21 protein-coding genes, 1 pseudogene and 1 riboswitch are annotated in these 23,769 nt (G+C 56.7%); of the genes and pseudogenes, 4 read left to right on the top strand and 18 right to left on the bottom strand.

Features of this window, described 5'->3' with window-relative positions; translation table 11 throughout:
- Window positions 1–36 precede the first annotated feature (36 nt).
- Both MID00_RS00610 and MID00_RS00605 read left to right on the top strand, forming a co-directional pair.
- Window positions 37–2,754 carry a TonB-dependent receptor gene (locus MID00_RS00610; RefSeq protein WP_254499533.1) on the top strand — a complete coding sequence of 906 codons (2,718 nt, stop codon included), beginning with the start codon at window positions 37–39 and terminating at the stop codon, window positions 2,752–2,754.
- 191 nt (window positions 2,755–2,945) lie between these two features.
- Window positions 2,946–3,968 carry a cytochrome-c peroxidase gene (locus MID00_RS00605; protein ID WP_254499532.1) on the top strand — a complete coding sequence of 341 codons (1,023 nt, stop codon included), beginning with the start codon at window positions 2,946–2,948 and terminating at the stop codon, window positions 3,966–3,968.
- Window positions 3,969–4,060: 92 nt separating this feature from the next.
- Here MID00_RS00605 and dctP read toward each other — a convergent pair whose 3' ends face one another.
- The 4 genes from dctP to MID00_RS00585 all read right to left on the bottom strand — a co-directional run bounded on the left by dctP (window position 4,061) and on the right by MID00_RS00585 (window position 8,781).
- Complete coding sequence (gene dctP, locus MID00_RS00600) at window positions 4,061–5,158, bottom strand: TRAP transporter substrate-binding protein DctP (RefSeq protein ID WP_026484510.1); 1,098 nt, start codon at window positions 5,156–5,158, stop codon at window positions 4,061–4,063.
- An 18-nt stretch (window positions 5,159–5,176) separates the two neighbouring features.
- Entirely contained in the window at window positions 5,177–6,499 is a 1,323-nt protein-coding gene (locus MID00_RS00595) for a TRAP transporter large permease subunit (protein WP_009458431.1), read from the bottom strand.
- Complete coding sequence (locus tag MID00_RS00590; protein ID WP_254499531.1) at window positions 6,489–6,989, bottom strand: TRAP transporter small permease subunit; 501 nt, start codon at window positions 6,987–6,989, stop codon at window positions 6,489–6,491. Before MID00_RS00590 ends, MID00_RS00595 begins: the two co-directional genes overlap by 11 nt.
- 385 nt (window positions 6,990–7,374) lie before the next feature.
- Window positions 7,375–8,781: an amino acid permease gene (locus MID00_RS00585; RefSeq protein WP_031232286.1), complete on the bottom strand. Its 1,407-nt coding sequence runs from the start codon at window positions 8,779–8,781 to the stop codon at window positions 7,375–7,377.
- 378 nt (window positions 8,782–9,159) lie between these two features.
- A riboswitch (glycine riboswitch) is annotated at window positions 9,160–9,249 on the bottom strand.
- A 290-nt stretch (window positions 9,250–9,539) separates the two neighbouring features.
- Here MID00_RS00585 and MID00_RS00580 point away from each other — a divergent pair.
- Entirely contained in the window at window positions 9,540–10,484 is a 945-nt protein-coding gene (locus MID00_RS00580) for a rhodanese-like domain-containing protein (RefSeq protein ID WP_254499530.1), read from the top strand.
- Window positions 10,485–10,583: 99 nt separating this feature from the next.
- Here MID00_RS00580 and MID00_RS00575 read toward each other — a convergent pair.
- The 5 genes and pseudogenes from MID00_RS00575 to aqpZ form a co-directional block, all read right to left on the bottom strand.
- A pseudogene (locus MID00_RS00575) lies at window positions 10,584–10,790 on the bottom strand (DoxX family protein); the annotation flags it as partial.
- Between the two features lie 25 nt (window positions 10,791–10,815).
- Window positions 10,816–11,691, bottom strand: coding sequence for a DMT family transporter (locus MID00_RS00570; protein ID WP_254499529.1), 876 nt, complete (start codon window positions 11,689–11,691; stop codon window positions 10,816–10,818).
- A gap of 145 nt (window positions 11,692–11,836) precedes the next feature.
- Window positions 11,837–12,775 carry a LysR substrate-binding domain-containing protein gene (locus MID00_RS00565; protein ID WP_009458441.1) on the bottom strand — a complete coding sequence of 313 codons (939 nt, stop codon included), beginning with the start codon at window positions 12,773–12,775 and terminating at the stop codon, window positions 11,837–11,839.
- Between the two features lie 4 nt (window positions 12,776–12,779).
- The gene (locus MID00_RS00560) at window positions 12,780–13,199 is read right to left on the bottom strand and encodes a lysozyme inhibitor LprI family protein (protein ID WP_254499528.1); all 420 of its coding nucleotides are present in this window, start codon (window positions 13,197–13,199) and stop codon (window positions 12,780–12,782) included.
- A 247-nt stretch (window positions 13,200–13,446) separates the two neighbouring features.
- Window positions 13,447–14,145: an aquaporin Z gene (aqpZ, locus tag MID00_RS00555; protein ID WP_239055342.1), complete on the bottom strand. Its 699-nt coding sequence runs from the start codon at window positions 14,143–14,145 to the stop codon at window positions 13,447–13,449.
- Window positions 14,146–14,328: 183 nt separating this feature from the next.
- On the opposite strand from aqpZ, the gene MID00_RS00550 reads away from it, so the two are divergent.
- Window positions 14,329–14,754, top strand: coding sequence for a DUF4440 domain-containing protein (locus MID00_RS00550; protein WP_254499527.1), 426 nt, complete (start codon window positions 14,329–14,331; stop codon window positions 14,752–14,754).
- A 95-nt stretch (window positions 14,755–14,849) separates the two neighbouring features.
- Here the strand turns inward: MID00_RS00550 and MID00_RS00545 are convergent, their stop codons facing one another.
- The 9 genes from MID00_RS00545 to soxZ all read right to left on the bottom strand — a co-directional run bounded on the left by MID00_RS00545 (window position 14,850) and on the right by soxZ (window position 23,760).
- Complete coding sequence (locus MID00_RS00545; protein ID WP_250756979.1) at window positions 14,850–15,815, bottom strand: DUF3325 domain-containing protein; 966 nt, start codon at window positions 15,813–15,815, stop codon at window positions 14,850–14,852.
- Window positions 15,812–16,108 (bottom strand): DUF3649 domain-containing protein, encoded by a 297-nt coding sequence (locus MID00_RS00540; RefSeq protein ID WP_254499526.1) that lies wholly within the window; start codon window positions 16,106–16,108, stop codon window positions 15,812–15,814. The genes MID00_RS00545 and MID00_RS00540 overlap by 4 nt, the downstream gene beginning before the upstream one ends.
- Window positions 16,105–17,766 (bottom strand): PepSY domain-containing protein, encoded by a 1,662-nt coding sequence (locus tag MID00_RS00535; protein ID WP_254499525.1) that lies wholly within the window; start codon window positions 17,764–17,766, stop codon window positions 16,105–16,107. The genes MID00_RS00540 and MID00_RS00535 overlap by 4 nt, the downstream gene beginning before the upstream one ends.
- A 580-nt stretch (window positions 17,767–18,346) precedes the next feature.
- Window positions 18,347–19,708 carry an SLC13 family permease gene (locus tag MID00_RS00530; RefSeq protein WP_254499524.1) on the bottom strand — a complete coding sequence of 454 codons (1,362 nt, stop codon included), beginning with the start codon at window positions 19,706–19,708 and terminating at the stop codon, window positions 18,347–18,349.
- Between the two features lie 286 nt (window positions 19,709–19,994).
- Window positions 19,995–20,477: an isochorismatase family protein gene (locus tag MID00_RS00525; RefSeq protein WP_254499523.1), complete on the bottom strand. Its 483-nt coding sequence runs from the start codon at window positions 20,475–20,477 to the stop codon at window positions 19,995–19,997.
- Between the two features lie 98 nt (window positions 20,478–20,575).
- Window positions 20,576–21,583: a YeeE/YedE family protein gene (locus tag MID00_RS00520; protein ID WP_254499522.1), complete on the bottom strand. Its 1,008-nt coding sequence runs from the start codon at window positions 21,581–21,583 to the stop codon at window positions 20,576–20,578.
- Between the two features lie 33 nt (window positions 21,584–21,616).
- Window positions 21,617–22,912 carry an NAD(P)/FAD-dependent oxidoreductase gene (locus MID00_RS00515; RefSeq protein WP_254499521.1) on the bottom strand — a complete coding sequence of 432 codons (1,296 nt, stop codon included), beginning with the start codon at window positions 22,910–22,912 and terminating at the stop codon, window positions 21,617–21,619.
- Between the two features lie 2 nt (window positions 22,913–22,914).
- Window positions 22,915–23,268 carry a c-type cytochrome gene (locus tag MID00_RS00510; RefSeq protein WP_254499520.1) on the bottom strand — a complete coding sequence of 118 codons (354 nt, stop codon included), beginning with the start codon at window positions 23,266–23,268 and terminating at the stop codon, window positions 22,915–22,917.
- A 165-nt stretch (window positions 23,269–23,433) separates the two neighbouring features.
- Entirely contained in the window at window positions 23,434–23,760 is a 327-nt protein-coding gene (gene soxZ / locus MID00_RS00505) for a thiosulfate oxidation carrier complex protein SoxZ (RefSeq protein WP_009461038.1), read from the bottom strand.
- Window positions 23,761–23,769: the final 9 nt, after the last annotated feature.

Below are 23,769 nucleotides of genomic sequence, written 5' to 3'. Positions count from 1 at the left end.
GTCCTGAGGGTAGTTGTTTACATAGGATGCTCAATCATGAAGTGCGCTTTGCAGGACACGCCGTCTCTTTTTGCCTTGCGCAGGCAAGCTCGCCCCGGCGTGACAACCAAGTCCCTTTCTTCTTCCCAAGGCTCGCGCTTCAAGCAGGGGCAAATGGCTTTCTTGATGGCCAGTGTTTTGCTCGTGATGCAGCCCATGCCGGCACACGCTGCCGGGCCTATTGTGCTGGATATGGCCTCTCAGCCTTTGGCGGATGCACTTTTGCAAATTGGCCGTCTGGCCCAGGTGGAAATTGCGTTTTCACCGGGACAGGTTCGGGAAAAGCGAGCCGTGGCCTTGCAGGGCGAACTGACGGTTGAGCAGGCCTTGGATACCTTACTGGCCCCTTGGGGACTGGCGGCCAGAGCCCAGGGCGATCAGCGCTATACGATTGTGACGGCTACTGTTGCCAAAGGTTTGTCCGTGCTGGAGCCCGTCCGCGTACAAGGCCAGCGTGTTGGTGAACGCAACTATACCCGCGAGGAACTGGATCAACGTGCTGCAGGTAACCGCGACCTGTCCAGTCTTCTGGCCGATAACCCGGCCGTGCGTCAGAACGAGGCCGCGAAAACCAGTGCCAACCGTGGCTCTCTGGCGCTGGAGGATATCAGCTTCTACGGGGCCAGTCCGTTCCAGAATCAGTTCCAGATTGATGGCATCAGCTCCACCAATCAGATTGATCCTGCCAGCCGCAATTTGAATTTGCAGGTGGGCAATGTGCCTGCCTACTCCCAGGCCTACAACCTGGACACGAATATGCTGGAAAGCGTGACGGTGCTCGATAGCAGCATTCCCGTGGAATACGGCCGCTTCACTGGGGGCGTGGTCGATGCCAAGGTGCGTGATCCCAAGGGCAATAACAGCTTCCGTGCGGACTTCAGCTACAACTCCTCCGGGCTGACCTCGCAGACCGTGCCAGAAGAGCAGAAGAAAAAGTTCGGGGCAGGTGAACCCGGTTTCACCCCTGCCTGGACCAAGCGTTTTTCGTCCGCCATGCTGGATGTGGGCATTACGGGCAATACTGCGGCCTTGATCAATGTGTCCCGGCGTGAGTCCAGCATTGATCGCACCATGCGTGTCTTGCACGAGAAGGAATTCACCGATGTGAATACCAACTCCAAAGACCGTGTCGATAATGTGTTCGCCAAAGTCCATACCCGTTGGAGCGCCAGCACGGACTCCGCCTTGACCTTCAAGTACGCGGATCGACGCGAGGATCTGGTCGATTCCGGCATGATGGCCAATCGTGTTCAGTGGCAGAATCAACAAAAAGCCTATGGTCTGGGTTTCGACCTGAATCATGACTTTGGTTGGGGGCAAGGGCGGGTTCAGCTGGGTTATGACCAGATGAACAGCTACCGTAATTCCGACGGCACGGAATATATGGTCAATATGGTGTTTCTGCCCAATGGCCGCCCCGACTACACCTATATCAGCGGTGGTTTCGGGCAGGAGTCCACCGAGCAACGCAATCTGACCATGAAGACCCGACTGGAGTTCAAGCCGTTTCAGACCGGGGCCATTGAACATACGCCCTACGTGGGCTTTGAGCTGGCCCATACCAAGGGAGAATTTGTCCGAGATCGGGATGCCTACGGGGGGCAGAAACGCCATTACAGCGATGGGCAGCCCAGCAAGGTGCAGGTCTTGAACTATTACCGCGCTGGAGAGGTGGGCGTCAGCTATACCAATGCGTCCGTTTATGTATCGGATCGCATGTCCTGGCAGCGTCTGGCCCTGACAACGGGCTTGCGCATGGATAAGGACAACTACTTTAGCAACATCAATCTGGCCCCCCGTACCTTGCTGGAATGGGATGTGCTGGGAACGGGTGAAACCCGTCTGTCGGGTGGCTGGTCGCGCTATTACGGAATGGATATTCTTGGAATTGCCATGCGCGAGCGCAAGAGCCAGTTGCACACCTTGCTCGTGACGGGCGGCAATCCGGTAGACCGTCCTTCGCATACGGCCTACAAGCTGGATGGCCTGAAAACCCCGTATGACGACGAGTGGGCCTTGCGTTTGCAGCAACAGCTGACGAACAAAGTGGCCGCCGAACTGGCCTATGTGCGCCGCTATGGCCGTCAACAAGTCTCTATCGAAGGGCTGGCGAAGACAGGCTACACCTACACCAATAATGGCAAGTCCAAAACCGATGCCGTTACCTTGAGTTTGATGAATACGGCCCCTTGGACCTTGGGCGAGAGCTTGTGGACGGGGCGTGTGGATGTGACCTATCAGCACAGCAAGCGTAATAACAAGTTGGCCGACGGTTATGACGGTGAAGCCGAGGCACAGGAGGAGAACATCTATTACAACGGCGACCTGATACGCCGTGGTGATCGTCCAGTGGGGGACTACAACCTGCCTTGGCGAGTCAGCGCTGGCGTAACCGGCATGTGGGCGCGGTATGGCTTGCAGATGAACAACCGGATTAATTGGAACAGCGCCCGCATGGATGTGCACTATGTGGGTCTGAATAGGGGCGATGGGCTGGAGAAGTATGAATCCGGTCGGGTCGGTTCTTATTGGACCTGGGATATGCGTCTGGATTGGGAACCGGCCATGCTTAAAGGTCTGGGCCTGGGGCTGGATGTGCTGAACGTGCTGGACAAGCAAGCACCCGTGGTGGTTTCGACACCAACCTCGGTGCTGAACCCGAACCTATATCGCACAGGACGAGAGCTGTGGCTGCGCGCTTCCTATCGGTATTAAAAGGGGGACAAGCTGGCGCAAGTTTGCTGATGGCGGCACTGGCAACCGTGCTGTCAGGGGCAGCTTGCGCTGCGGGGGGAGTGGAGACAGGAGCGGACCAGAAGCTTGGCTCAGGTTTAGCTTCTGCTCCTGTGGTCACTACGGGGCTTTCCGCGTCGGAGACAACAGAGCAATCCTGTGGAGCTAAGGACATGCTTGAGGCCAGGTGTCTACGCGCCCTCTATAAAAATGTCCCCGCTCAATGGCCTGCGCCCACTATTGATCCGGGGCAGCCCTGGCAAGAGTGGGGGCCCGTGCCTGGGCCTGGCTCCAGCGCCCAGCCCGAGGCGGCAGAGGATGCCAAGAACAGGCAGATCGTCTCCTTGGGGGCACGCCTGTTTTTTGACAAGCAGTTGTCCCGTAAAAAGCAGATCTCCTGTGCCTCCTGTCATCAGCCCGACAAGTCCTTTACCGATGGCAAGGCATCAGCCGTAGGGGAGGATGGCTTGATGGGAAAACGCCGTACTCCACCCTTGTTTGCTGCGCCTTTTGCTAAAGATCTGTTCTGGGATGGCCGTGCTCGAACCTTGCAGGAGCAAGTTGTCGGCCCCATAGAAAACCCGGTAGAAATGAACCATGCCTTGAGTGACTTGATCCCACGTTTGCAGGACTCAGAAGACTATAGACAGGCATTTCAACAGGCCTATGGCGCATCCTCATCTAATCCCATCGACGCCGACCGATTGGCCCGTGCCTTGGCCGCCTATGTCGTTACCATTCGCCCGGCAGCAACGCGCTTTGATGATTTTATCGCCGGGGATACGGCTGCCTTGAATGATCAGGAACTGATCGGCCTGCACTTGTTTCGTACCAAGGCACGCTGCATGAATTGCCATAACGGCCCCATGCTGACAGACAACGGTTTTCACAATATCGGTCTGTCTTTTTATGGGCGTCGCTTGCAGGATCTGGGACGATTTGAATGGACCCGAGACCCTGCGGATCTGGGGCTGTTCCGAACACCCAGCCTGCGCAATGTTGCCAAGGCAGGTCCCTGGATGCATAACGGTTTGTTCCCCAGCCTGGATGGCCTGTTGCGTATGTATGACGTGGCAATGGGGCCGGACCCCAAAGAAACCGGGCTTTTGGTGCCGCGTAAATCGGAACGGATACAGGTCTTGAACTTGAGCGATGAGGAACTTCAGGCTTTGCTGGCCTTTCTGCAGGTCCTGTAGCGATCAAAGCGATTCAGACTTGATTGTGGGGCGCATAAAAAAGCGATAGTGGCGGACCACTATCGCTTTTAAGCTCATTGGAGGAGGGCGTTTTATTTCAGGCAGGCTTTGATTTTCTCCAGATCCGGGCCATCAATCGGACGTCCCAGATTGAAGGGCATGGAGGTTTCGCGCCAGTCCTTGTAGTCGTGCAGATACTCCATCTGGCTGGCATATACCTTGGCCGCATCAGGATTGCTGCAAGCCATGGAAATCATCACCTCGTTGGTGACTTGCTGAATGGTCTTCAGGCTTTCATCATCCATGCGGTGTATTTCCACGCCAGCTTTCTGGAAGGTGCGCAGACCTTCTGTCGCTTTTTTCTCTGTAAAAGCAATGGACCACATCATGGTGGCGTCGGCGGCAATTTGCAGTTTCTCCTTGGCCGAATCACTGAGTGCATCCCAGGCGGTTTTATTGATCATGACGCCAAACACGGAAGCGGACTGATGCCAACCCGGCGTGGTCCAGTGCTTGGTGACCTGATGCAGCCCGGCAGAAACGTCCACGTTCGGCGTGGAGAACTCGGCTCCCTCGATCACGCCGCGTTCAAGCGATTGATACAGTTCCTGGCCAGCCATGGAAACCTGCGTGCCACCAATCTTTTCCAGCACCTTGCCTTGTTCGAGGCCAGAGAGGCGCAGACGCTTGCCCTTGATTTCTTCCAGATTGCGAATCGGCACATTGGTATGGAAGCCGGATTCGTTATTGGTGATGGCGTAGGGGAGGTACACCATGCCGTACTTGCCGTAGATTTCGTTATAAAGCTCGGCGCCACCCCATTCCTTGATCCAGTTGGCGTAGTCAACCGCGTTGAACAGGCTGGAGTGTGTTCCTAAAGGGGAGAAAGCGGGGTTGCGGCCTGCCCAGTAGCCCGGCCAGTCGGCTCCGGCTTGTATGGTGCCGGACTCCACCGCGCTGAAGACCTCGCCGGTTGGAACCAGTGCGCCGCCTTCAAAGAACTCGATTTTCAGTTCGTCGCCGACCAGCTTGTTAGCCAGCTCTACCCATTTCTTGTCCAGCTCCACCAGCTCGATCGAAGCGGGCCAGGTACTGGTCATGGTCCACTTTTGTGCCGCCTGGCTCAGGCTGGTCATGCCCAGCAGGGCAAAACCCGTCAAGGCGAAGAGTGCCTTCTTTGTCAGTTTCATGGTGTCTCCTTGTTTTATTTAGGTTCCGTACAGGACGGTGGGTAGCCAAGTGGCCAGGCCAGGGAAAATGGCCAGCAAGATGCACATCAAAATAATCAGGGCAATGAATGGAATGACGCCGGTAATGATCTCCATGGTTTTGACGGATTTGGGCGTAATGGCCCGCAAGTAAAACAGTGCATAACCAAAGGGAGGGGTCAGGAAAGAGGTCTGCAACACAACGGCGACCAGAATCACAAACCATAGCAGGCTGATGCCCATCTCTTGCACAATGGGCAACAGAATCGGGAAGGAAAGCAGGACAATACCGGTCCAGTCCAGAAAGCAGCCCAGCGCAAAAATAATCAGCAGCATCACCACGATAAGTAGCCAGGGCTCCATATCCAGGCCACGCATCAGATCCTGTGCGGCACCCAGACCGCCGGTGATATTAAAGACGCCGGTAAAGGCGGTTGCACCCACCACGATAAATAAGATCATGGAGGAAGTACGGCCCGTTTCGTAAAGCGCATTCAGGAAAATGGACCATTTGAATTTGCCCCGGAAAATAACGATCAGCAGGGACAGCAACACCCCAATGGCCGAGGCTTCCGTGGCCGTTGCAATACCGGCCAGCATGGAGCCCAGAATGCCCAGAATCAAAAAGATAGGAGGCACGGCTTCCACCAGCAGCATGCGGATCAGGGCGGGCTTGGAGATCTTTTCATCAGGCTCCACCGAGGGGGCACGTTCCGGGTGACGCCAGGCTACGAACACCACCCAGACGGCATACAGCAGGCCCAGCAGGACACCCGGTATCAATGCACCAGCGAACAGCTCACCGATGGACAGGGGAGAGTAGCTGGCCATCAAGATCAACATGATGGACGGTGGAATCAGAATGCCCAGACAGCCGGAGGCCGCAATAACACCGGTGGTCAGCTTGGGGCAGTAGCCGTATCGCAACATGGGGCGCAAGGCCATCATGCCGGTGACGGTAATGGAGGCGCCAATAATGCCGGTGGTCGCTGCCAGAAGGATGGAGATGAACACTACGGCCAGTGCCAGCCCGCCACGAACGCGGGACATGAGCAGGCGCAAGGCTTCGAACATCTTGTCAGTCACTTCCGAGTCGGACAGGAAGCGCGCCATCAGGATGAATAAAGGAATGGCGATCAGGGTGTAGTTGTCCAGGACATCGCCGTAAATGCGGTTGACGACAATGCCCAGAACCATGGGCTTGCCAGCCACCATTGCGCCGATGACGGCGGTACTACCCAGAACAAAGGCCAAGGGATGGCCCATGAATAGCCCAAGCAGGAGCAGGCCACCCATGACAAGTGCAATCAGTTCAGGCGTCATGGTGAGCGGCTTCCTTCTGGGTCAACAAACGAATAACTTCAGCAATGCCCTGGAGCAGCAAAAGCACGGCGGCCAGGACCATGGACATCTTCAAGGGATAGACGGGCAACTGTACTGCGCCGTACGTGGTTTCGCCTTGCGCCAGCGAGCGCATGGCGAAGTCGTAGCTGCGTGTCAGAAATACCCAGGCAAAAGGGAAGAAGAAAATCAGATAACCCGCAATCTCGGTCCATTTGCGAACGGTGGGGGAAAAGCGGTTGATCAGCAAATCCACCCGGACATGGGCCTGATGTTTAAGTGCGTAGGCGCCCAGCATCAGAAAGTAGAACCCATATAGCTGCTTGGTGACGTCAAAAGTCCAGCGAGTGGGCTGATTCATCACATAGCGCATGAACACTTCGTAAATAATAATGGCGGAGAAAATGATGGCAATAAAGGAAATGAGCTTTCCTATCCATTCATTGATTGAGTCGATTAGACGCAAAACCATGCTTGTCCCTTTTGTACGTTTTTATTGGCCACACACCGGGTTTAGTCTATGAGTAAGCTCCAAAGCGCCACAACTTGGGTTTACCCTTACGTAAACTTGAGTTTAATAATTAAGGGTAATAAGGCGTAAATAAGGGTGATTTTCTTGGGAAATCGTGCTGGGCCTGAAGGTGAAAGCCAGATTTTCGGGGCGACAATGAGCATGAAAAAAGCCACCCGTTCGGGTGGCTTTTTGCTGCCGGGCTCCAGCCTCGTTCCAGATCTGCTGTCCAGGGACAGCAAGGTGGAGTGTTGCCAGTGTGTGCCAGCCAAGTTGTGTAGAACGTGGCCAGACCCGACTGCATCAGCACGGCTCCGGGTAGAGCCGTGCCGTGTACTTCAACAACTTAGCGCATGTTTTGCGCGGCCAGACCCAGGGCCAGATCTTGCTTCATGCGTTTCTTGTAGAAAGGCAGGCAGATGAACAAGGCCAGGAACCAGAATGGCGTAGCCATCAGGCCGATCAGGGTTTCTTCTTCCTGGCTGAACAGGTACAGCGCAAAGGCAAAGAACGCCAGGGTCAGGTAGCACATGGGAATCGCAAAGGGCATTTTGTAGCTCGATGCGGCATGGGCCTCAGGACGAATGCGACGGTACTTCAGGTAGGTGATCAGAATCACGGCCCAGACAAAGATAAAGCAGATGCTGGCCACGGTGGTCACAATGGTGAACACACGCATTACGTCGCCTTCTGCGTAAAGCAGGAACAGGCTGGACAGCAAAAGGGCGCAAGAATAGATCAGACCATTACGGGGAGTGCCGTTACGCGACAACTGGCTGAATGCCTCTGGAGCCAGCTTGTTCTTGGACAGACCGTACAGCATGCGGCCGGTCGAGAACATGCCACTATTGGCCGACGACAGGGCCGAGGTCAGCACCACAAAGTTGATGATGGCTGCTGCTGCACCCACGCCAATCAGCAAGAACATGTTTACAAACGGGCTCTTGTTGGGCGCCACAATATCCCAGGGGGTGACGGTCATGATGGCGGTCAGGGCCAGCACGTAGAACACAATCACGCGAACGGGAATCTTGTTGATGGCTTTGGGCAGGTTCTTGGCAGGGTCAGCCGTTTCAGCCGAGGCCGTACCCACCAGCTCGATCCCCACGAAGGCAAAGATGGCGATCTGGAAGGCCGCAAAGAAACCATGCAGGCCATTGGGGAACATGCCGCCGCGATCCCACAAGTGGGTCAGGCTGGCTTTTTCGCCGGTTGGGCCGACAAAGCCGGTAAACAGCAGGTAAGCACCCACACCAATCAGGGCCACAATAGCGATGATCTTGACCAGGGCGAACCAGAACTCCAGCTCCCCAAACAATTTGGCCGACAGCAGGTTGAAGATCAGCAAGAAGGCAATGCATGCCAGGCCGGGTAACCAGAGCGGAATGTCCGGCCACCAGAACTGGGTATAGCCGGTAATGGCGACAATATCCGCAATACCGATAACCACCCAGCAGAACCAATAACTCCAGCCCAGAAAGTAACCCATGGTGGGCCCGAGAATATCGGCGGAGAAATCCACAAAAGATTTGTATTCCAGGTTATGCAGGAGCAATTCCCCCATCGCCCGCATCACAAAGAATAAAAAGAACCCAATGATCATGTAGGTAAACAAGACCGAGGGTCCGGCCAGGCTAATGGTGCGGCCTGATCCCATAAATAGCCCTGTACCGATAGCGCCTCCAATTGCTATCAGTTGCAGGTGCCGGTTTTTCAACGAGCGCTGCAGTCCAGATGAATGTTGCTGAGACACACTGTTCTCCTAATTTTTTTTCGTTCAAATGCGTAATTATGACTGTGCTGCGAGAAAACAAAGGGCACAACCCGTCCTCAAGGACGGTTTTCTTGATGCCGATCTAAATAATCTGAGGAGCGCACAGCAGTCCTCCTTGTTCTGACGACATGAAATGTCAAAACAGACCTGTGTGCGATTAAAAATGGGAATAGGGATGTGGTATGCCAGGCGGCCAGAAAAGGCGCCTGACTATCTGCTCATAAATAGGCTCCGGACGAATAGGTGAACACAGGCCATATGGCCTCTGTACCCCCTCTGTCCGTTTACCTGAGAGCTTATCCATCGGTTCGCGATGGTCCCCTTCGGTGGGCACGGGTGTGCCTCTCTCCAGATGGTCAAAGGTTCAGGATTCTTTTGCCTGAGAGATTCCGGGGTCGTTGCTCCGTCGGCGCTTCATCAAAGTGAAGACTCTCACCTGAACCGTTATTGACGCCGCTATTGTATAGACAGGTAAAAAGCGATGACTACTAGCGTTAACCTGTAGGCTTTTAATGAGAATAGTTCTTGTTTGTTGAGCGGTTTTGTGGCTGCAGAGCCAGCCTCGGGGATAGTGCAGGGGCGTGATGAAAGTAGCGGCGTCGAGTCTGGCCAGATGCCCTTGAAAGGGACCGTGTTTTTTGCATGGAAGCTATGCCGGAATGCTTTGGCGTTGAAACAGAAATCGGCCGACACCAGCCTACAATATTGGCTGTCTGGCAATTTTTGTACCTCGCAATATGGTCGAATCGATTCTGCAACTTATCGAGCAACACGGTCTGTTGATCGTGTTTTTCAATGTCCTGGTGGAGCAGGCGGGGGCGCCGGTGCCGGCCTATCCGGTGCTGGTGGTAACGGGTGCCTTGCACGGGTCCGGTGGCTACAGCCTGTGGGGCTTGCTGGGTTTTGCCGTGCTGGGCGCGATGATTGCGGATTACGGCTGGTACCTAGCTGGGCGACGCTATGGTGGCAAATTGCTGGCTTTGCTGTGCAAAATTTCACTGTCGCCGGACTCCTGTATTCGGCAGACCGAATCCATTTATATGCGTTGGGGGGCACCGTCCTTGATGGTGGCCAAGTTCATACCCGGCTTTGCTTCCATTGCCAGTGTGTTGGCCGGTACGGTGGGCACACCCAGAAGAAGCTTCCTTTTTTACGACATTATCGGAGCTGCGGTTTGGGCGGGCTCTGCCGTATTTTTGGGTTCCTTGTTCAGCTCGGCGGTGGATGAACTGTTGAATGTGCTGATCAGCCTGGGTGTGGTGGGCGGAATCCTGCTGGCACTGGCTTTGGGCGTGTTCATTGCCAGAAAGTGGTGGCAGCGCCATCGCTTCATGAAATCCTTGTGCATGGAGCGTGTCAGCGTGCAGGAGTTGCAGCAGATGCTGTCCTCGGACACGCCCCCCACGATTGTGGATGTGCGGTCGACCCTGATGCAGGCGCAAGGACGTATTCCGGGGGCGATCAGCCTGGCTTTGGGTGAGGCCACGCTGAATTTGATTACCGACGGGGAAATTATTGTGTATTGCGATTGCCCCAATGAGGTGTCCGCAGCCTTGGTGTCCAAACGCTTGCTGCAAAGTGGCTATAGTCGGGTGCGCCCTTTGGAAGGCGGATTGGAAGCCTGGCGGGCCGCTGGTTTTGATATACAGCGCGACCCGGATCAGCCCGAACCGGCCTTGTAAAAGAAAACGGCAGACATCAAACCATGTCTGCCGTTTTTGCAAGATAAAGACACTCAGCATCAGCGCCCCCAACCAGGCCAGACGACTCGCGCTGATAATCAGCCAACTGCCCAGCAATTGAACTGTGATAGTCAGCACGGCGAATAAAGCCTGGGGCTCCAGTCCGAAGTGGGCCATTTCCTTTTTTGCAGCGCTGAAGTCCCAAACCTTGTTCACACCGCTCCACCAGAAAATGTAGGTCAGGAGCAGAGTAGCCAGTACAAAATACACTCGTGAACGCAGTAATTCTTGTATGACGTGGTTCATGATGCCTCCTCCTTGGGTGGGGCGTTCAGGGCTTGTGGACAGATGCTTCCAGCGTGGAGCGTGCGACGGCCAGTGTTTGCTGGCTCAAGACCAGTCCACCCATGACCAGTGCCACTCCCACCAGTTGCAGCGTGGTGGGCCAGATGCCCTTGATCAGCGCGTCCAGAATAAAAGCGGTCACAGGCACCAGCAGCATGAAGGGGGCAACAGTGACGGCGCCCAGTTGCTTGATGGCACTGAACCACAGCGCGAAGGGACCAGCCGTCAGTACAGTTGCCAGCAGGAACAGGCCCAGCCAATGCACAGGGATAAGCTGGCTTGGAATGTCCTGCGTCAGCAGCACAACCACACTCAGTTCCACACCGGCAATCAAGAGCTGCCAGCCGGTAAAGCCCAGCAAAGGGATAGGTGGCGCCCCCCATTTGTTCATCAAGACCCCGCCCATCGCAATGGACAACATGCTGCCCAAAGCGGCGGCAATGCCGATCAGATCCAGAGTGGCGTTGCTGGACAGGACAACCAGCGCCACGCCCAGTGCACCCAATAGAACGGCTCCAATCCGCGTTAGGGCGGGGTGAGCACGCAAAATGCCCCAGGCGATAAAGATGGTGGCCAGTGGTGTCAGTGCCTGGAAGATGGCGGCCACGCCACCGGGCAGACGGGTGGCAGCGATAAAGAACAGACCAAAGAACAGGCCGGTGTTCAGGGTGCCCAGCACGGCCAGGCGCCCCCACCAGGCACGGGGCGGCAGGCTGCGTACCAATGCCAGCAGGACGATGGCGCCTCCCAGCGCCCGGACAGCAGCCAGGAACAAGGGATTAGGTGGCAACCAGGTCGTGGTCAGAATGTAGGTAAAGCCCCAGAGAATAGCGGCAGTGGCCGCGGCCATTTTGGAGTTCATGTCGATGCACTCCCCATCATGAATAGTTCGATGAAGAGACTATAGGAGTGCAACGATGGCTTGAATAGACAAGAATATGGCCATCAGCGTTCCATAATTAGAACGACTGAGTGGCGGCTGGCTTTGGGTAATTTGCAGCAGGGATTCAGGGGGCGGGCGTATGCAAAATAGTGACGAACTCCTGGCCCAGAAAATCCAGCAGAGCGCGTACCGCAGGCACCAGGCCTCGGCGTGAAGGAAAGACGGCATGTACCACGCCGGAGCGGGGGTTCCAGCCGGGGGCCACATCCACCAGTCTGCCGTCCTGCATGTACGGAGCGATCAGCATGGCCGGCATCTGAACGACGCCAATTCCCTGCAAGGCTGATTGCAGCAAAGTCATGCGGTCGTCGCAGACCAGACGGGGTTGGTAGGGCACTTCCATCAGGGTGTTTTCTGCGGTTTGCAGTTGCCAGGTGGGATTGCGCTGCAGATGCTCGTCGCTCAAGGCGGGCCAGCTACCTAACTGGTCCAGCTTGGGCAGCCCACCCATGCGTTCGATCAGGGCTGGGCTGGCAACCAGATACTGTGTGCTCTCGCCCAGGACTTTCATCACCAGACCGCTGTCTTCCAAAGGAGGGAAGCGGACGCGCAAGGCCACATCAAAGCCTTCGCGAATCACGTCCACGCGGCGGTTGGTGCTTTCCACTTCCAGCTTGACCTGCGGATAGGCCGCCATATAGCGGGCCAGCAATTCATTGACGCCGTAGTCCAGCAAAGCCAGGGGGCAGCTGATGCGTACTGAGCCTTGCGGCTCGCTGCGATGGCGCTCGATGATGTCCTGAGCGGAGTCGGCCTCCACCAGCATGGCTACACAGCGCTGGTAGTACATCTGGCCAATTTCCGTGACGCTGAAATGGCGGCTGGAGCGCTGAATCAGACGCACACCCAGGGATTCTTCCAGAAAGGTGATGCGTCGGCTTAGCTTGGATTTCGGGATGCCCAAAGCCCGTCCGGCCGGTGCAAATCCTCCGTGGTCCACGACCTGTACAAAGTAGTAAAGGTCGTTCAAATCTCGCGTGGATGGGTGTTTGGTGTCGGGCATGTCATTACATGGCCGGTGGAACCGGGCAGCTCATATCGCCTTCTTCGCAGGACAGGTAGGTGTTGAAGTTCTTGATACGGGCCTGGGTCAATTCATTCCGGCATGTGGTGATCAGCATGGAGTGAATGCTGCCGCCCTCGGTGTTGATCGCTGCAAAGTCGCATTCTGCATCCCTGAAGCTGATCCAGGCCCGTTGGGCGTTGCGCAAGGCTTTGAGGGTATCGGCATCATCTTTCAGACGATGGCTGATTTCCTTGTAGAGCTTGTTCAGTTCGGCGTCCGAGTTCCTGTACTCGTTGCTAAAGCACTGGTTCATGGCATTTTGATTGCTCATGCTGTCGCAGTCGGCTGCCTGAACGGAAGAGGCGCTTGCCATCAAGCTCAGTCCTAAAGCGATCAGGCCGGTATTCAATGCTTTTTTCATGAGGTTCTCCGGGTTTGCGGGCGTTGATAAGCGTATGAGTCTGGGTTGAGTCGCCAGGTGCAGCGCGTACTGCCTCTTTGCTTGGGGCAGGGTGTAAATCCTACTACAGAAGCGCGACAAGCCTGGTGCTTTGCAGGGTGACAATTGGGGTCCATAAATAGCATTGAGCCGCATCGTCTTGAATCGGGCACATAGCCCGTCCAAGCCGATGCGGCTCAATGATTCTGTCAGCAGGAGTCAGTGCAGCTTATTCGTCGTTGCTGTGCAGAAAGCGATACACCAGAGCGCCGATCACACCACCAATCAAGGGAGCGACCCAGAACAGCCACAGCTGCTCCATGGCCCAGGTGCCCTGGAAGAAGGCCACGCCAGTAGAACGCGCAGGGTTCACGGAAGTGTTGGTGATAGGGATGCTGATCAGGTGAATCAAAGTCAGTGCCAGACCAATCGTTACGCCTGCCAGGCCAGCGTGACCACGCTTGTGGGTTGCACCCATGATGATGAACAGGAAGAAGGCGGTCAGCACAATTTCTGCGATCAGGGCTGCGTCGCGGCTGTAGTTGTCGGGCGAGTGCTCGCCAAAGCCGTTGGAGGCGAAACCTGCCACGGGATCGAAGCCGGTTTTGCCGCTGGCGATCAGGTACAGAACACCGCCGGCCAGCAGACCGCCGATAACCTGGGCAATGATGTAGGGAATGGCATCACGAGCGGGGAAGCGTCCCCCAGCGACCAGGCCCAGCGTGACAGCCGGGTTGATGTGACAACCAGAGATATTGCCGATGGCATAGCACATGGTCAGCAAAGTCAGACCAAAGGCCAGGGCTACCCCGGCAAAACCAATCCCCAGTTCAGGGTAGGCAGCGGCAAAGATCGCACTCCCGCAGCCTCCAAAGACCAGCCAGAAAGTGCCCAGCGTTTCTGCGGTGCATCGTTTTAATAAAGACATGATATTGTCCTGTTAGTCATTTAACACGGCTGGATTCTAGCGATAAGCGGGAAGCGCTAAGTGCTTGAAAGGAAAACAACTGTCAAAAATTTTCCTTTGCTTAGGGAGGTGTTTTTTTATAGTAAATGTGAGAAATATCGGTGGCGTGGCGGCTTGTGTCAGGTGTAGGATTTTGTCTGGTTTATGAAGAATTGTGTTGACGATTCTGACGCTGAATATCACTCCCAAGTCCCCCACATTCACGTGCCTCATTCCCTTGAATCCTTGATCCTGTCTCTTGAAGAGCGCCTGTTTGAGCGTGCCACTCGTCAGGATGTGGCGGCGCTTGGCGCTTTACTGGCCGACGAGTTTGTAGAGTTCGGAGCCAGAGGCGCGGCGTGGGGTAGAGCAGAAGTGCTAGGCGATCTGCCCGAACAGGATTTTGTGCAGCGCCACCTCAGCAACTTCAAGCTGACCATCCTGTCAGAGGATGTAGTCCTGGCGACTTATGTGTGTGAGGTATCAGGTGATGAAACGCCGCAGCAGTCCTTGCGCAGCTCCATCTGGAAGCAGAGTCAGGGGCGTTGGCAGATGGTGTTTCATCAAGGAACCCGCGTTGCCCAGGAATAAAAAAGGGCCGGGATTTGAATGGCCCACCAAAGCTTGAATTGTTGTTCAACACTCGGGGGGCGGTTCAATCTTGGCCCTTTCTATTCGGGTCGCGCTTACGGCTGTTGCTGGATGAATGCCGCCGTCATCGGGGATACCTGGTGGAAATCAAAAGCCTGATGGTAGATCTCTCCACTCTTGGCTTCCACGGTTAGCCATAGTTGATGTTCCAGTTCGCTATTGGGCGGAATGACGATTTCTACCGCTCGTGTCCAGCGCGTGTTGCTGAAAGCTTGACGGGGCGCAGGCATAGGCTCGGGCTTGCTCACGTGCAGATAGGCGCGGCGTATATGTGGGTCGCAGGCCTGGCAAAAGCGAATCTGAAATGCTTTGCGATGAGCGCCGGTGGGCCCGCTGATGGGGGCTTTGTTATTCGTCTCAGCCAGAGCAAACGACCAGGGGCCAATCTGGCCTTGCAGGGCATGGTGGCCAAATACAGGCTCGGGGCCTTGTTGCGCCAGATAAATCATGAAGGCGGCAGGGATGGCCAAAAGGCCGCTGGCAAAAACCAGGCTGCGTGTGGAAAACCGTGATGCTGTAGGCGCCACTCCAGCGTGAGTTGGCTCTGTACGTGTAGCCCCAGCGCTAGTTGAAGCAGCGCTTGAATTTGCCGCCGCCACTCCATTTTTCCCAGCTACAGCGTCATTTGATGTCGATGCAGTGTTGTCCGCTCCAACCGCTTTAGGCGCTGCCTTCGCAACTGGTGCAGGTTTGGCCCGCACAGGTTTCTTTTCCTGCCAAGGCCACCAGGGCAAGTAAAAGGTCAACCCGGCACCGGCCATGGTCAGCCAACCCAGCCAAGCAACGGTGCCCATGCTCCAGCCCCAGCCTTGCCAGCATAGAGCTAAAGCCACAGCCAGCAAGGGCCAGCCGAGCAGACGAAAGATCCGCCTTTCCTTCTCGCTGGGCATGCGATGCAGCAGGAATTCCCCCTGGCGATCACTGGCCAAAGCCAGGCAGATAAAGCCCACCAGGCTGATGATAAAAACGGCCAGATTCAGCCACAGACTGGTATTAATCATGGCAGCACTCCTGCAGGTATCAACAGAACGCTCAGCAAGGCGATCAAGGCCGTCGGTAGAACCATACCCACCCAAGCGCGAGTGGCACTTTTAGTGCTGAACACCCACATCACGGCGATGGCGTACCAGACAAAGCTCAACATATTCGCTGCCAGAACTGCCTGGGCTTTAGGCAGAGGCCAGAGCAAGGTCAGCAACACCGTAGCGGCGGCTGCCAGGGCGTAACCGCCGACAGTGGCCGCCACAATGCGCGAGAGCACTTGCAGGCGGTAGCGGGAAGTCAGTCCACTCATCCGTTCACTCCCGCAGTTTGCAAGCTGGCCGGGGCAGCGGCTTTTTTAGGCAGGCTGGCCATATCCCATTTGTGTTTCATTTTGATGGCGATATAGACAAAGATAGCGGCCAGGCCAAACATGGTCAGGTCAAAGCCTGCCAGGCCCCAGTTACCATGGATGACGGTGACACCCAGGTGGCGGTCGGTCGTCAGCAGGTTCAGGACAGGAATCAAGGCGTAGGTGGCGGCTGTCAGGTACAACAGTTCCAGCCAGGCGCGTTTTAATGGTCTCCAGGAGGCATACAGGAAGGACCAGCCCCAGACCAGGAACAGAGCATGAAACTCCCAGGCGGCGCGGTCGGCCATATTCACAGGCAAAAGGCGGTTGGCCCAGAAGTAGGCCGCCAGTCCCAAGGGCAAACCGGCCAGAGTTCCGGCATTCAGGATTTCTACTAAACGCAGGCCAGCGGCATCAAAACGCTCGGATGCGCTAAGCGGGGCGGCTTTGGCCTTGCGTTTTTGATGCTGGGTACGACGCTTTACCGTCCACAGCACCAGACCTGTCCCAATGACGGCGCAGCCCAGCAAGCCTGAAATAAAGTACAGCCAGCGCAACCACCATTCGGCAAACACTCCTTCGTGCAAGGCCAGCAATACGCGGTGAGTGTCTCCGGTGACATTGCTATTGTCCTCCGGCTCCATGAGGCTGCCATCAGAGGCGTTAAAGCGCAGGGTCTCGGCACGGGTCCAGTACACGCCCGTGACGCCGGTGCGACGCAGTTCTACATAGGCTTGGCTATCTGCCGGATGGGTAATCTGCACCGAGGCAATGTTGTTCTTGCCCCAGGCTTGTTCTGCGCTGTGCATCATCTCGCCCAGGGGAGCCTGCGGCATGCTCACGGGCAGGAAGTCGCGTTTTTGCTGACGAATATCCTGGAAGTAAGCCTGCCGTCCTTCTTCTGTCGCGCCGTACATGACTTCTCGTCCGGTCGGCATGTAGATGGACATGAAAAAAATCAGGCCCGTATAGGTAATCATCAGGAAAAAGGGCAGGGACATGACGCTGACGATATTGTGTGCGTCCAGCCAGGAACGCTGGCCCTTGCCGGGTCTGAAGGTGAAGAAGTCGGTAAAGATTTTCTTGTGAGTTACCACGCCCGTAATCACGGCCAGCAGCATCAGCATGGTACAGATACCCACCAGCCAGATAGCGACCGGATAGGGGAGGTAGTGCAAGGCGTAATGCATGCGGTACAGGCCGGTGCCACCAGCAGTTGCGCGGGGTTCCACTTCCGGCTGAATCTGGCCGGTGACAGGGTCCAGTTCTTCTCCCCCGCGACGGCCGCGTTGACCGGGCTGGGGCATTTCTTCCCAGGCGATGGACAGCCCTTGCGTGGCACGCGGGTTCAGGGCTTGATGCGGCAGGGTAATGGTCCAGGCTTTGGACTCTGCCGGGGCATGCGCTTGCAACTGCGCCAGGGCCTGATCCAGCATCTGGCTGGATTGCTCGGGCAGGACTTGCATGGGCAAGGGGCGCTCCGGCTCCATCCAGCGAGTGATTTCATCGTCCACATAGCCAGCCGTGCCGGTGACGAAGACGAAAAACAGGATCCAGCCCACCACCAGACCGACCCAGGTATGCAGCCATGCCATACATTGGCGAAATGACTCTTTCACGCTGACGCGCCTCCTACTACAACACCGTCTCCGGATGCTGGATTGATGATCATTAAACCGAGAAAAGCCGTGCTTGCTTGGCAACGGTGGGTGACGGATGGAGTCCGCCATTCTTGTACGCTGCGCTCATCACGCAAGCTTCGCTTTTCAGTAAGCAAGTTCTTGGTGACAGAGAGGGGAAGAGGGCATCAGGCTTGAAACAACGGCAGAATAATAGCAATCATTCTCATTTCGGTGTTAGGAATTTCCAGCTTTCAAGGCTTTATTCAGAAATTAATGCGGCGCCATAGCTGTTTTGGCGTTTTCCATAGGGAAAAACGCGGTTGAGAGGGAGGCGGGGCGATGATCGGGTGAGACTCGGGCGGGAATAAGTCTTGTCGGTTCCGGGATGAGGACTGAACGCCGGGATGAGGCAGAAGGGAATACGCCTTGCAGGCATTCCAGCCACTAGCAAATCTTATGGACTATGGAGTTGGACCAGAGAGCGTTAACTGCCGGTTGATGAGGCCAGAATCCCCATCAAAAAGGCCCCGGCTAGCAAAGTGCCGGGGCCAGCTGGATTTCTGCTTCGCCGGGAGTTTTAGAGCACTACAAACAGCAGCCAGACGACGACTGGGGCAATAACCGTGACGGCAGCACCGTACAGCAATAGCTGACGGAAGAAGGCATCACGCGACACTCCCTGGGCATTGGCCAGTACCAGTGCGCCATTGGTGGAAAAGGGGCTGACGTCCACAATGGTGGAGGACACGGCCATAGCCGCAATAAAGCCCACCGGCCCCACGCCGCCATCGCCTTGCAGAAAGGGCACCGCCAGCGGAATCAGCGAACCCAGCACGGCGGTGGAGGAGGCAAACGCCGACACGACCGCGCCCACAAAAAGCAGCAGCAAGGCCGCCATCAAGGGAGAGGTCAGCTGGGCAACACTATGGCCGACAAAATCAATCGTGCCCATGGATTCCATCACGCCCACATAGGTGCTGACACCCACAATCAGCATGATTTCAGGCCAGGACACTTGGCCCAGCGCGCGTTTTTGCAGATTGGGGGCCATCAAGGTCAGTACCAGGCCGATGGTGATCGAGGTAAAGCCAATATCCTGTTTGAAAAACAAAGTCAGCACGGCCAGGATGAACAGGCCGACCAAGGTAAGAACGCGATACCAGTGGGGGGCCTCGCTGGCACCATTACCGGCTTCGACCAGGGCATCGGGGCTTTTCCGGGCGGTCTTGCGCTCTTCACCAAAGGCTTCGGCTTCAGCGTCGCCAAACACTTGCGGACCACCCGAGCCATGGGCCACGCGGGCAACGTTTACGTCTGCCGAACTTAAGTCCACTTTCTGGCGCATCAGCTTCAAACCACCCATCCACACGAACAGCAAAATGGACACGGCCAGGTTGATGCTCAGGCTGGCCATCATGGTGGCCATTTCATTCAAGGGCAAACCGGCGGCGCTGACCACACGGTTGGTGATGCCACCGTAAATACTGATGGGGGAGAAGCCGCCCCCTTGGGCGCCATGAATCACCAGCAAACCCATCAAGAGCGGGTTGATGCCGTACTGGCGGGCAAAGCCCAGCGCAATCGGGGCAATGATGGCAACGGCGGCCGGGCTGACGGCACCTACAGCGGTCAATGCGGCCGTGATCAGAAACATGATCCAGGGAATGGCGGCGATGCGGCCACGCACGGCTCGCACGGCCATGCTGACCAGCCAGTTGATCGTGCCATTGTTCTGAGCCAGCGCGAACAAATAGGTAATACCGGCCAGTGTTAGAAACAGGTCAGCCGGAAAGCCGCCCATGATTTCCTTGGCGCCCATGCCCGCCACCAGCGTACCCACCAGAAAAGCGCCTACAAAAGCAATCAGCCCCATATTGATGGGTAGGGCGGTCGCCAGTACGAACATGCCTCCTAAAACGGCAATGGATAGCCAATGCATATGTCTCGTCTCCTTGTAATTGAACCTTTTGCAGGTTTCTGGAAACGACCATATCAGTGGCGGTATAGGGCTATCAATAAAGCTTATGGGTGAATGATTACGCTAAACGTAATGATTAATCAGGGGCGCGATGGTTGAATGTTCAATCAGCATTTGTCTGGTGCAGCAGAGAGAACAGGGGGGGCGTATTTGATGAGCGGTTCGCTGCAGAGTAGTGGCTTGACGCGTGTGGGCGCTACCTTTGGGTTGCTGAGCCAAGTCCGGCTTTGCCCGCCCATGCGCGTGATTACTGCCGGTCCAGTTCAGCCAGTAGTTCGCTGCTGTGGATCGTGCGCCCGAAGTGTTGTTTCCACAATTTGATACCCAGCTCGCCGGAGCGATCCAGGGACGAGCCAACCGTCAGATCCGTAATCAGGGTGGGGTGCAGCCCGGCATCAAACAAGGCAAATCCGGCAGCCAGCACGCAGGTATCGGTTTGAATGCCGCAGACCAGAATGCGATCAGCCTGACATTGCTGCAAATATTCCATTGCAGCGGGGCTGGGGGCGTAGCCGTGCTTGATGAAGATTTGTTTGGCATCGACCAGACAGCGATCGCTGCGCGGCGGACACCAGCCTAGCTGACTGGAAAAAGGGGTTTGAGACTCGTCGTGCAGTTCAATCAAGGCCGCGCAAGGCAGGCGGGTGCTCAGGGCGTTAATGCCGTCGATCAGCCAGGGGGGCGGTGAAAAGCAGCTTTGCACATCGACAACAAGCAGGATCTGTCGCATTGCAGTGGGCTCGGTAAGAGTGCTTCAGCGAATGTCAGGCGGAGCTCGCCAGGGCCATTCTGAAGCGCCGTCAATCAAGCCCTTATTGAAACACGGAGTCAGGCGCTTGGGCGGGTCCAGGTCAGACGTGCACCGACGATAATGCCCAGCACCGCCAGCAAGGAGGTGGCCGACAAGGTGGACAAGCCGCTTAAGCCCTGGCCTATGGTGCAGCCCAGGGCCAGCACGCCACCTACGCCCATCAAGGTACCGCCTGCCATGGAGCGCAGCATGTGGCGGGGCGACTCAAAACCTTCCAGCTTCCAGCGGCGACGCAGCAGGGCGCTCAGCAAGGAGCCGGCCACCACACCCACCACAATCATGATGGTAAAGCGCGGGCTCATGCCGGTGGAGATCATGGCGTATTGAATGCTTTCCCCAATCGGGGCGACAAAGCTCAGCGAGCTGACGGGTAAAGGCTCGAAGGGATCATCGCCCAGCCAGCCGGTAGTCAGCCAGCCTGCCACAATCAGCAGCCCTACAAATGCTCCGGCCAGCAGGTCATTCAGGCGTTGGCCGTCCTGGCGACGCAGTAAGGCAAAAGCGATCAGGGCGGCGACGAGGAGGGCAATCACCATAGAGCGGAGGGGACCCTCGGACAGGGTCGCTGCGGGCAAGGTGACACTGCTGGCTTGGGCGATGCTCATGCGCAGCGGCGCCAGCAGGCCCGTCAAGGTGACATAGGCGGCGATACCCAGACAAAGCACGACGACAAAGGAGCGCAAATTTCCCTGTCCCAACAGAACCAGAGCTCGGGCGCCGCAGCCATTAGCCAGGGTCATGCCTGCCCCAAAGAGCACACCTCCAAGCGGCACCAGCAGCCAGGAGAAAGTGGGGTTCAGGTACAGGACCTTGTCCAGACTGATCAGCCCGTAGCCCGTCGCCAGTTGTGTCCCGGCCAGGGCCACGGCCAGCGCCAGGGCAAAGCCCTGAAGCTTGTAGCCGCTACGCCCGGACCAGCGCTCGGTCAAGCCACGATAAAAGCAAAAACCACTGAGCTGGCCACTAATGCCAAAGAGCAGGCCAATGGCCAAGCTGACCCACAGTACAAGTTCTGTATTCATCATGTGCGCTGGATGTTAGGACCGGGTTGGAACCACTTAGCCTTTGGTGCCCCAGATGTCGCGACTGATCGCGGCATACCAGGCCTCGCCATACTGGGCTTCCTGCTTGCGAAAGGCCGGGCTGGCTTCTTTAGGGCTGACCCCGCCGGACGCTTCAGCCAGCTTGTCATCGGCAAAGGCGTACAAGTGCCCCACAGAAATGCCATAGTCGGGAGCGATCAAACTGTAGCAGGTATTGCTCAGTGTGGCCTGTGGCGCAGGCTTGCCGCTCAAGGCATTAATGATGGCAGCCGCTGCCAGCTTGGCTTGCGTATTGGCAGAGAAACCGGACTTGGGCATGGGTGAGGCAATGGTGGCATCGCCCACCACGTAGATGTCCTTGACCTGCTCGGACTCGAAGGTATGCGGGTCAATTGGCACCCAGCCGCTGGTGTTGGTGACACCGGCCTGTTCGGCAATGGCCCCGGCTTTTTGTGGCGGGATCACGTTCAGCACATCGGCTTTGTGGATCTCGCCAAACTCGGTTTTCACGCTCAGCTTGGCGGCATCCACGCGAGTGACTTTGCCGTCTTTGGAGAAGGGCACCCATTCGATCATGTCGCCATAGACTTGTTTCCAGCCATCCTGGAACAGGCCCTGTTTGGAGAAGCTGTCTTTGGCATCCAGAATCAGGATCTTGGACTTGGGTTTGTTCTGCTTGAAGTAGTGAGCCACCATGCTGGCGCGCTCGTAAGGGCCGGGCGGACAGCGGAAGGGGTTTTCGGGGGCTACCATAATGAAGGTGCCGCCGTCGGGCATGGCATCCAGCTGACTTTTCAGCAAACGGGTTTGATCGCCCGCTTTCCAGGCGTGCGGGGCCAGCAAGGAAGCGGCTTCGTCATAGCCTTCCAGCGTGTTCCAGCGAAAATCAATACCGGGTGAGAGCAGCAGTTTGTCGTAAGACAGCTTCTGGCCCTTGGCCAAGGTCAGGGTTTTGGCCTGGGAGTCGACCGCAGTGGCCAGGTCGTGAATGACATCGATACCGGCTGCGCGCAAATCATCAAAGCCGTGGCCCTGCTGTTCAAAACGGCGCAAGCCGGCCAGATACAGATTGGTGAACGGGCAGGTGTAAAAGGTGGTGGCCGGTTCAATCAAGGTGACTTTCAGGGATGGATCACCGCGCTTCAAGTAACGGGCAGCGGTTGCACCGCCAAAGCCGCCACCGACCACAACGACATGGGCCGAGCTGCTGCGCGCGTACACAGGCAGGGTGCTCAAGGCCAGACCAGCCACACTGGTTTTACCGACACGGCTCAGCCACTGGCGGCGGGAGGAGTTCAAGGGTGTGCTCATTCTTAACGTCCTTCCGCAACGCTGCGAGGGGTGGAGGAGACTGCAGAGAAATAACGTGCCAGGGCTTCCAGATCCGCATCCAGGTAGCCTTTGAGCAGGCGACTCATGATGGTGGTGCCAGCCGGAGGCGTATCGGAGGCAAAGGCGCGCAGTTGCTCCAGCAACACCGCTTCGGGGCGGCCAGCCAGCGAGGGAATGATGGTCGTGGAACGCCCATCCGGGCCGTGACAGTTCGCACAGGAGTTGGCCACCGTTTTGATGTCCAGTGTGGAACTGGCCCAGGCCGGCGCGGTGGCACTGCTGGCCACGAGCAAGGCGGGGGCAAAAAGGAGACGACCTACCAGAGAGAGGGACATGGGCATTCTTCTTGTCAATGTGCATCGTTGTAGGAAAGGACGCTCAGCGTAGCATTCCCCTTACGCCCACCTTGTATGACTATATGGAACACTGTTATGAACTCAGCGCCCGTTAAGGGCGCTGAATGGGGCAGGTCACGGGGCCGGGCTGGAACTGATCCGCAATCAGTCGCTGATGCTCAGCTCCGTCTGGCCGGTAATGACAGCGCCTTGATCGTCCGTCCAGCTCATTTCCAGAGCGCCGGAACGTCGTGCGACAAAGGTAAATTCAATGTACGGGTTTTGGGAAATCGCGGTTTCCGGCTGCCAGTTGAACAAGGGCTCGCCGTTAAAGGTGGCCTTGAATTCGTGGATGATGTTGCGCGGCACAACCTGGCCTTCCTTGCTCAGGCGCAGACCGCTTTCCATACGGTGTTCGACCAGGGCGCGCACGCGCACAATGTCGCCCGCCTTGGGCTTGGCATTGCTGATCCAGATACGTGGTTTACTCATGAGTGCCCC

This window comes from Alcaligenes sp. NLF5-7 (genome assembly GCF_024266725.1).
Classification (GTDB): Bacteria; Pseudomonadota; Gammaproteobacteria; order Burkholderiales; family Burkholderiaceae_B; genus Alcaligenes; species Alcaligenes phenolicus.
Note: the sequence above shows the minus strand (reverse complement) of the source record. Positions and strands in the feature narration are given on the sequence as shown.

Excerpts from the sequence above, each read along its gene's own strand:
- MID00_RS00610 (WP_254499533.1), top strand. The coding sequence starts at position 37 with ATGAAGTGCGCTTTGCAGGACACGCCGTCTCTTTTTGCCTTGCGCAGG.
- MID00_RS00605 (WP_254499532.1), top strand. The coding sequence starts at position 2,946 with ATGCTTGAGGCCAGGTGTCTACGCGCCCTCTATAAAAATGTCCCCGCT.
- dctP (WP_026484510.1), bottom strand. The coding sequence starts at position 5,158 with ATGAAACTGACAAAGAAGGCACTCTTCGCCTTGACGGGTTTTGCCCTG.
- MID00_RS00595 (WP_009458431.1), bottom strand. The coding sequence starts at position 6,499 with ATGACGCCTGAACTGATTGCACTTGTCATGGGTGGCCTGCTCCTGCTT.
- MID00_RS00590 (WP_254499531.1), bottom strand. The coding sequence starts at position 6,989 with ATGGTTTTGCGTCTAATCGACTCAATCAATGAATGGATAGGAAAGCTC.
- MID00_RS00580 (WP_254499530.1), top strand. The coding sequence starts at position 9,540 with ATGGTCGAATCGATTCTGCAACTTATCGAGCAACACGGTCTGTTGATC.
- MID00_RS00570 (WP_254499529.1), bottom strand. The coding sequence starts at position 11,691 with ATGAACTCCAAAATGGCCGCGGCCACTGCCGCTATTCTCTGGGGCTTT.
- MID00_RS00565 (WP_009458441.1), bottom strand. The coding sequence starts at position 12,775 with ATGCCCGACACCAAACACCCATCCACGCGAGATTTGAACGACCTTTAC.
- MID00_RS00560 (WP_254499528.1), bottom strand. The coding sequence starts at position 13,199 with ATGAAAAAAGCATTGAATACCGGCCTGATCGCTTTAGGACTGAGCTTG.
- aqpZ (WP_239055342.1), bottom strand. The coding sequence starts at position 14,145 with ATGTCTTTATTAAAACGATGCACCGCAGAAACGCTGGGCACTTTCTGG.
- MID00_RS00550 (WP_254499527.1), top strand. The coding sequence starts at position 14,329 with ATGAAGAATTGTGTTGACGATTCTGACGCTGAATATCACTCCCAAGTC.
- MID00_RS00545 (WP_250756979.1), bottom strand. The coding sequence starts at position 15,815 with ATGATTAATACCAGTCTGTGGCTGAATCTGGCCGTTTTTATCATCAGC.
- MID00_RS00540 (WP_254499526.1), bottom strand. The coding sequence starts at position 16,108 with ATGAGTGGACTGACTTCCCGCTACCGCCTGCAAGTGCTCTCGCGCATT.
- MID00_RS00530 (WP_254499524.1), bottom strand. The coding sequence starts at position 19,708 with ATGCATTGGCTATCCATTGCCGTTTTAGGAGGCATGTTCGTACTGGCG.
- MID00_RS00525 (WP_254499523.1), bottom strand. The coding sequence starts at position 20,477 with ATGCGACAGATCCTGCTTGTTGTCGATGTGCAAAGCTGCTTTTCACCG.
- MID00_RS00520 (WP_254499522.1), bottom strand. The coding sequence starts at position 21,583 with ATGATGAATACAGAACTTGTACTGTGGGTCAGCTTGGCCATTGGCCTG.
- MID00_RS00515 (WP_254499521.1), bottom strand. The coding sequence starts at position 22,912 with ATGAGCACACCCTTGAACTCCTCCCGCCGCCAGTGGCTGAGCCGTGTC.
- MID00_RS00510 (WP_254499520.1), bottom strand. The coding sequence starts at position 23,268 with ATGTCCCTCTCTCTGGTAGGTCGTCTCCTTTTTGCCCCCGCCTTGCTC.
- soxZ (WP_009461038.1), bottom strand. The coding sequence starts at position 23,760 with ATGAGTAAACCACGTATCTGGATCAGCAATGCCAAGCCCAAGGCGGGC.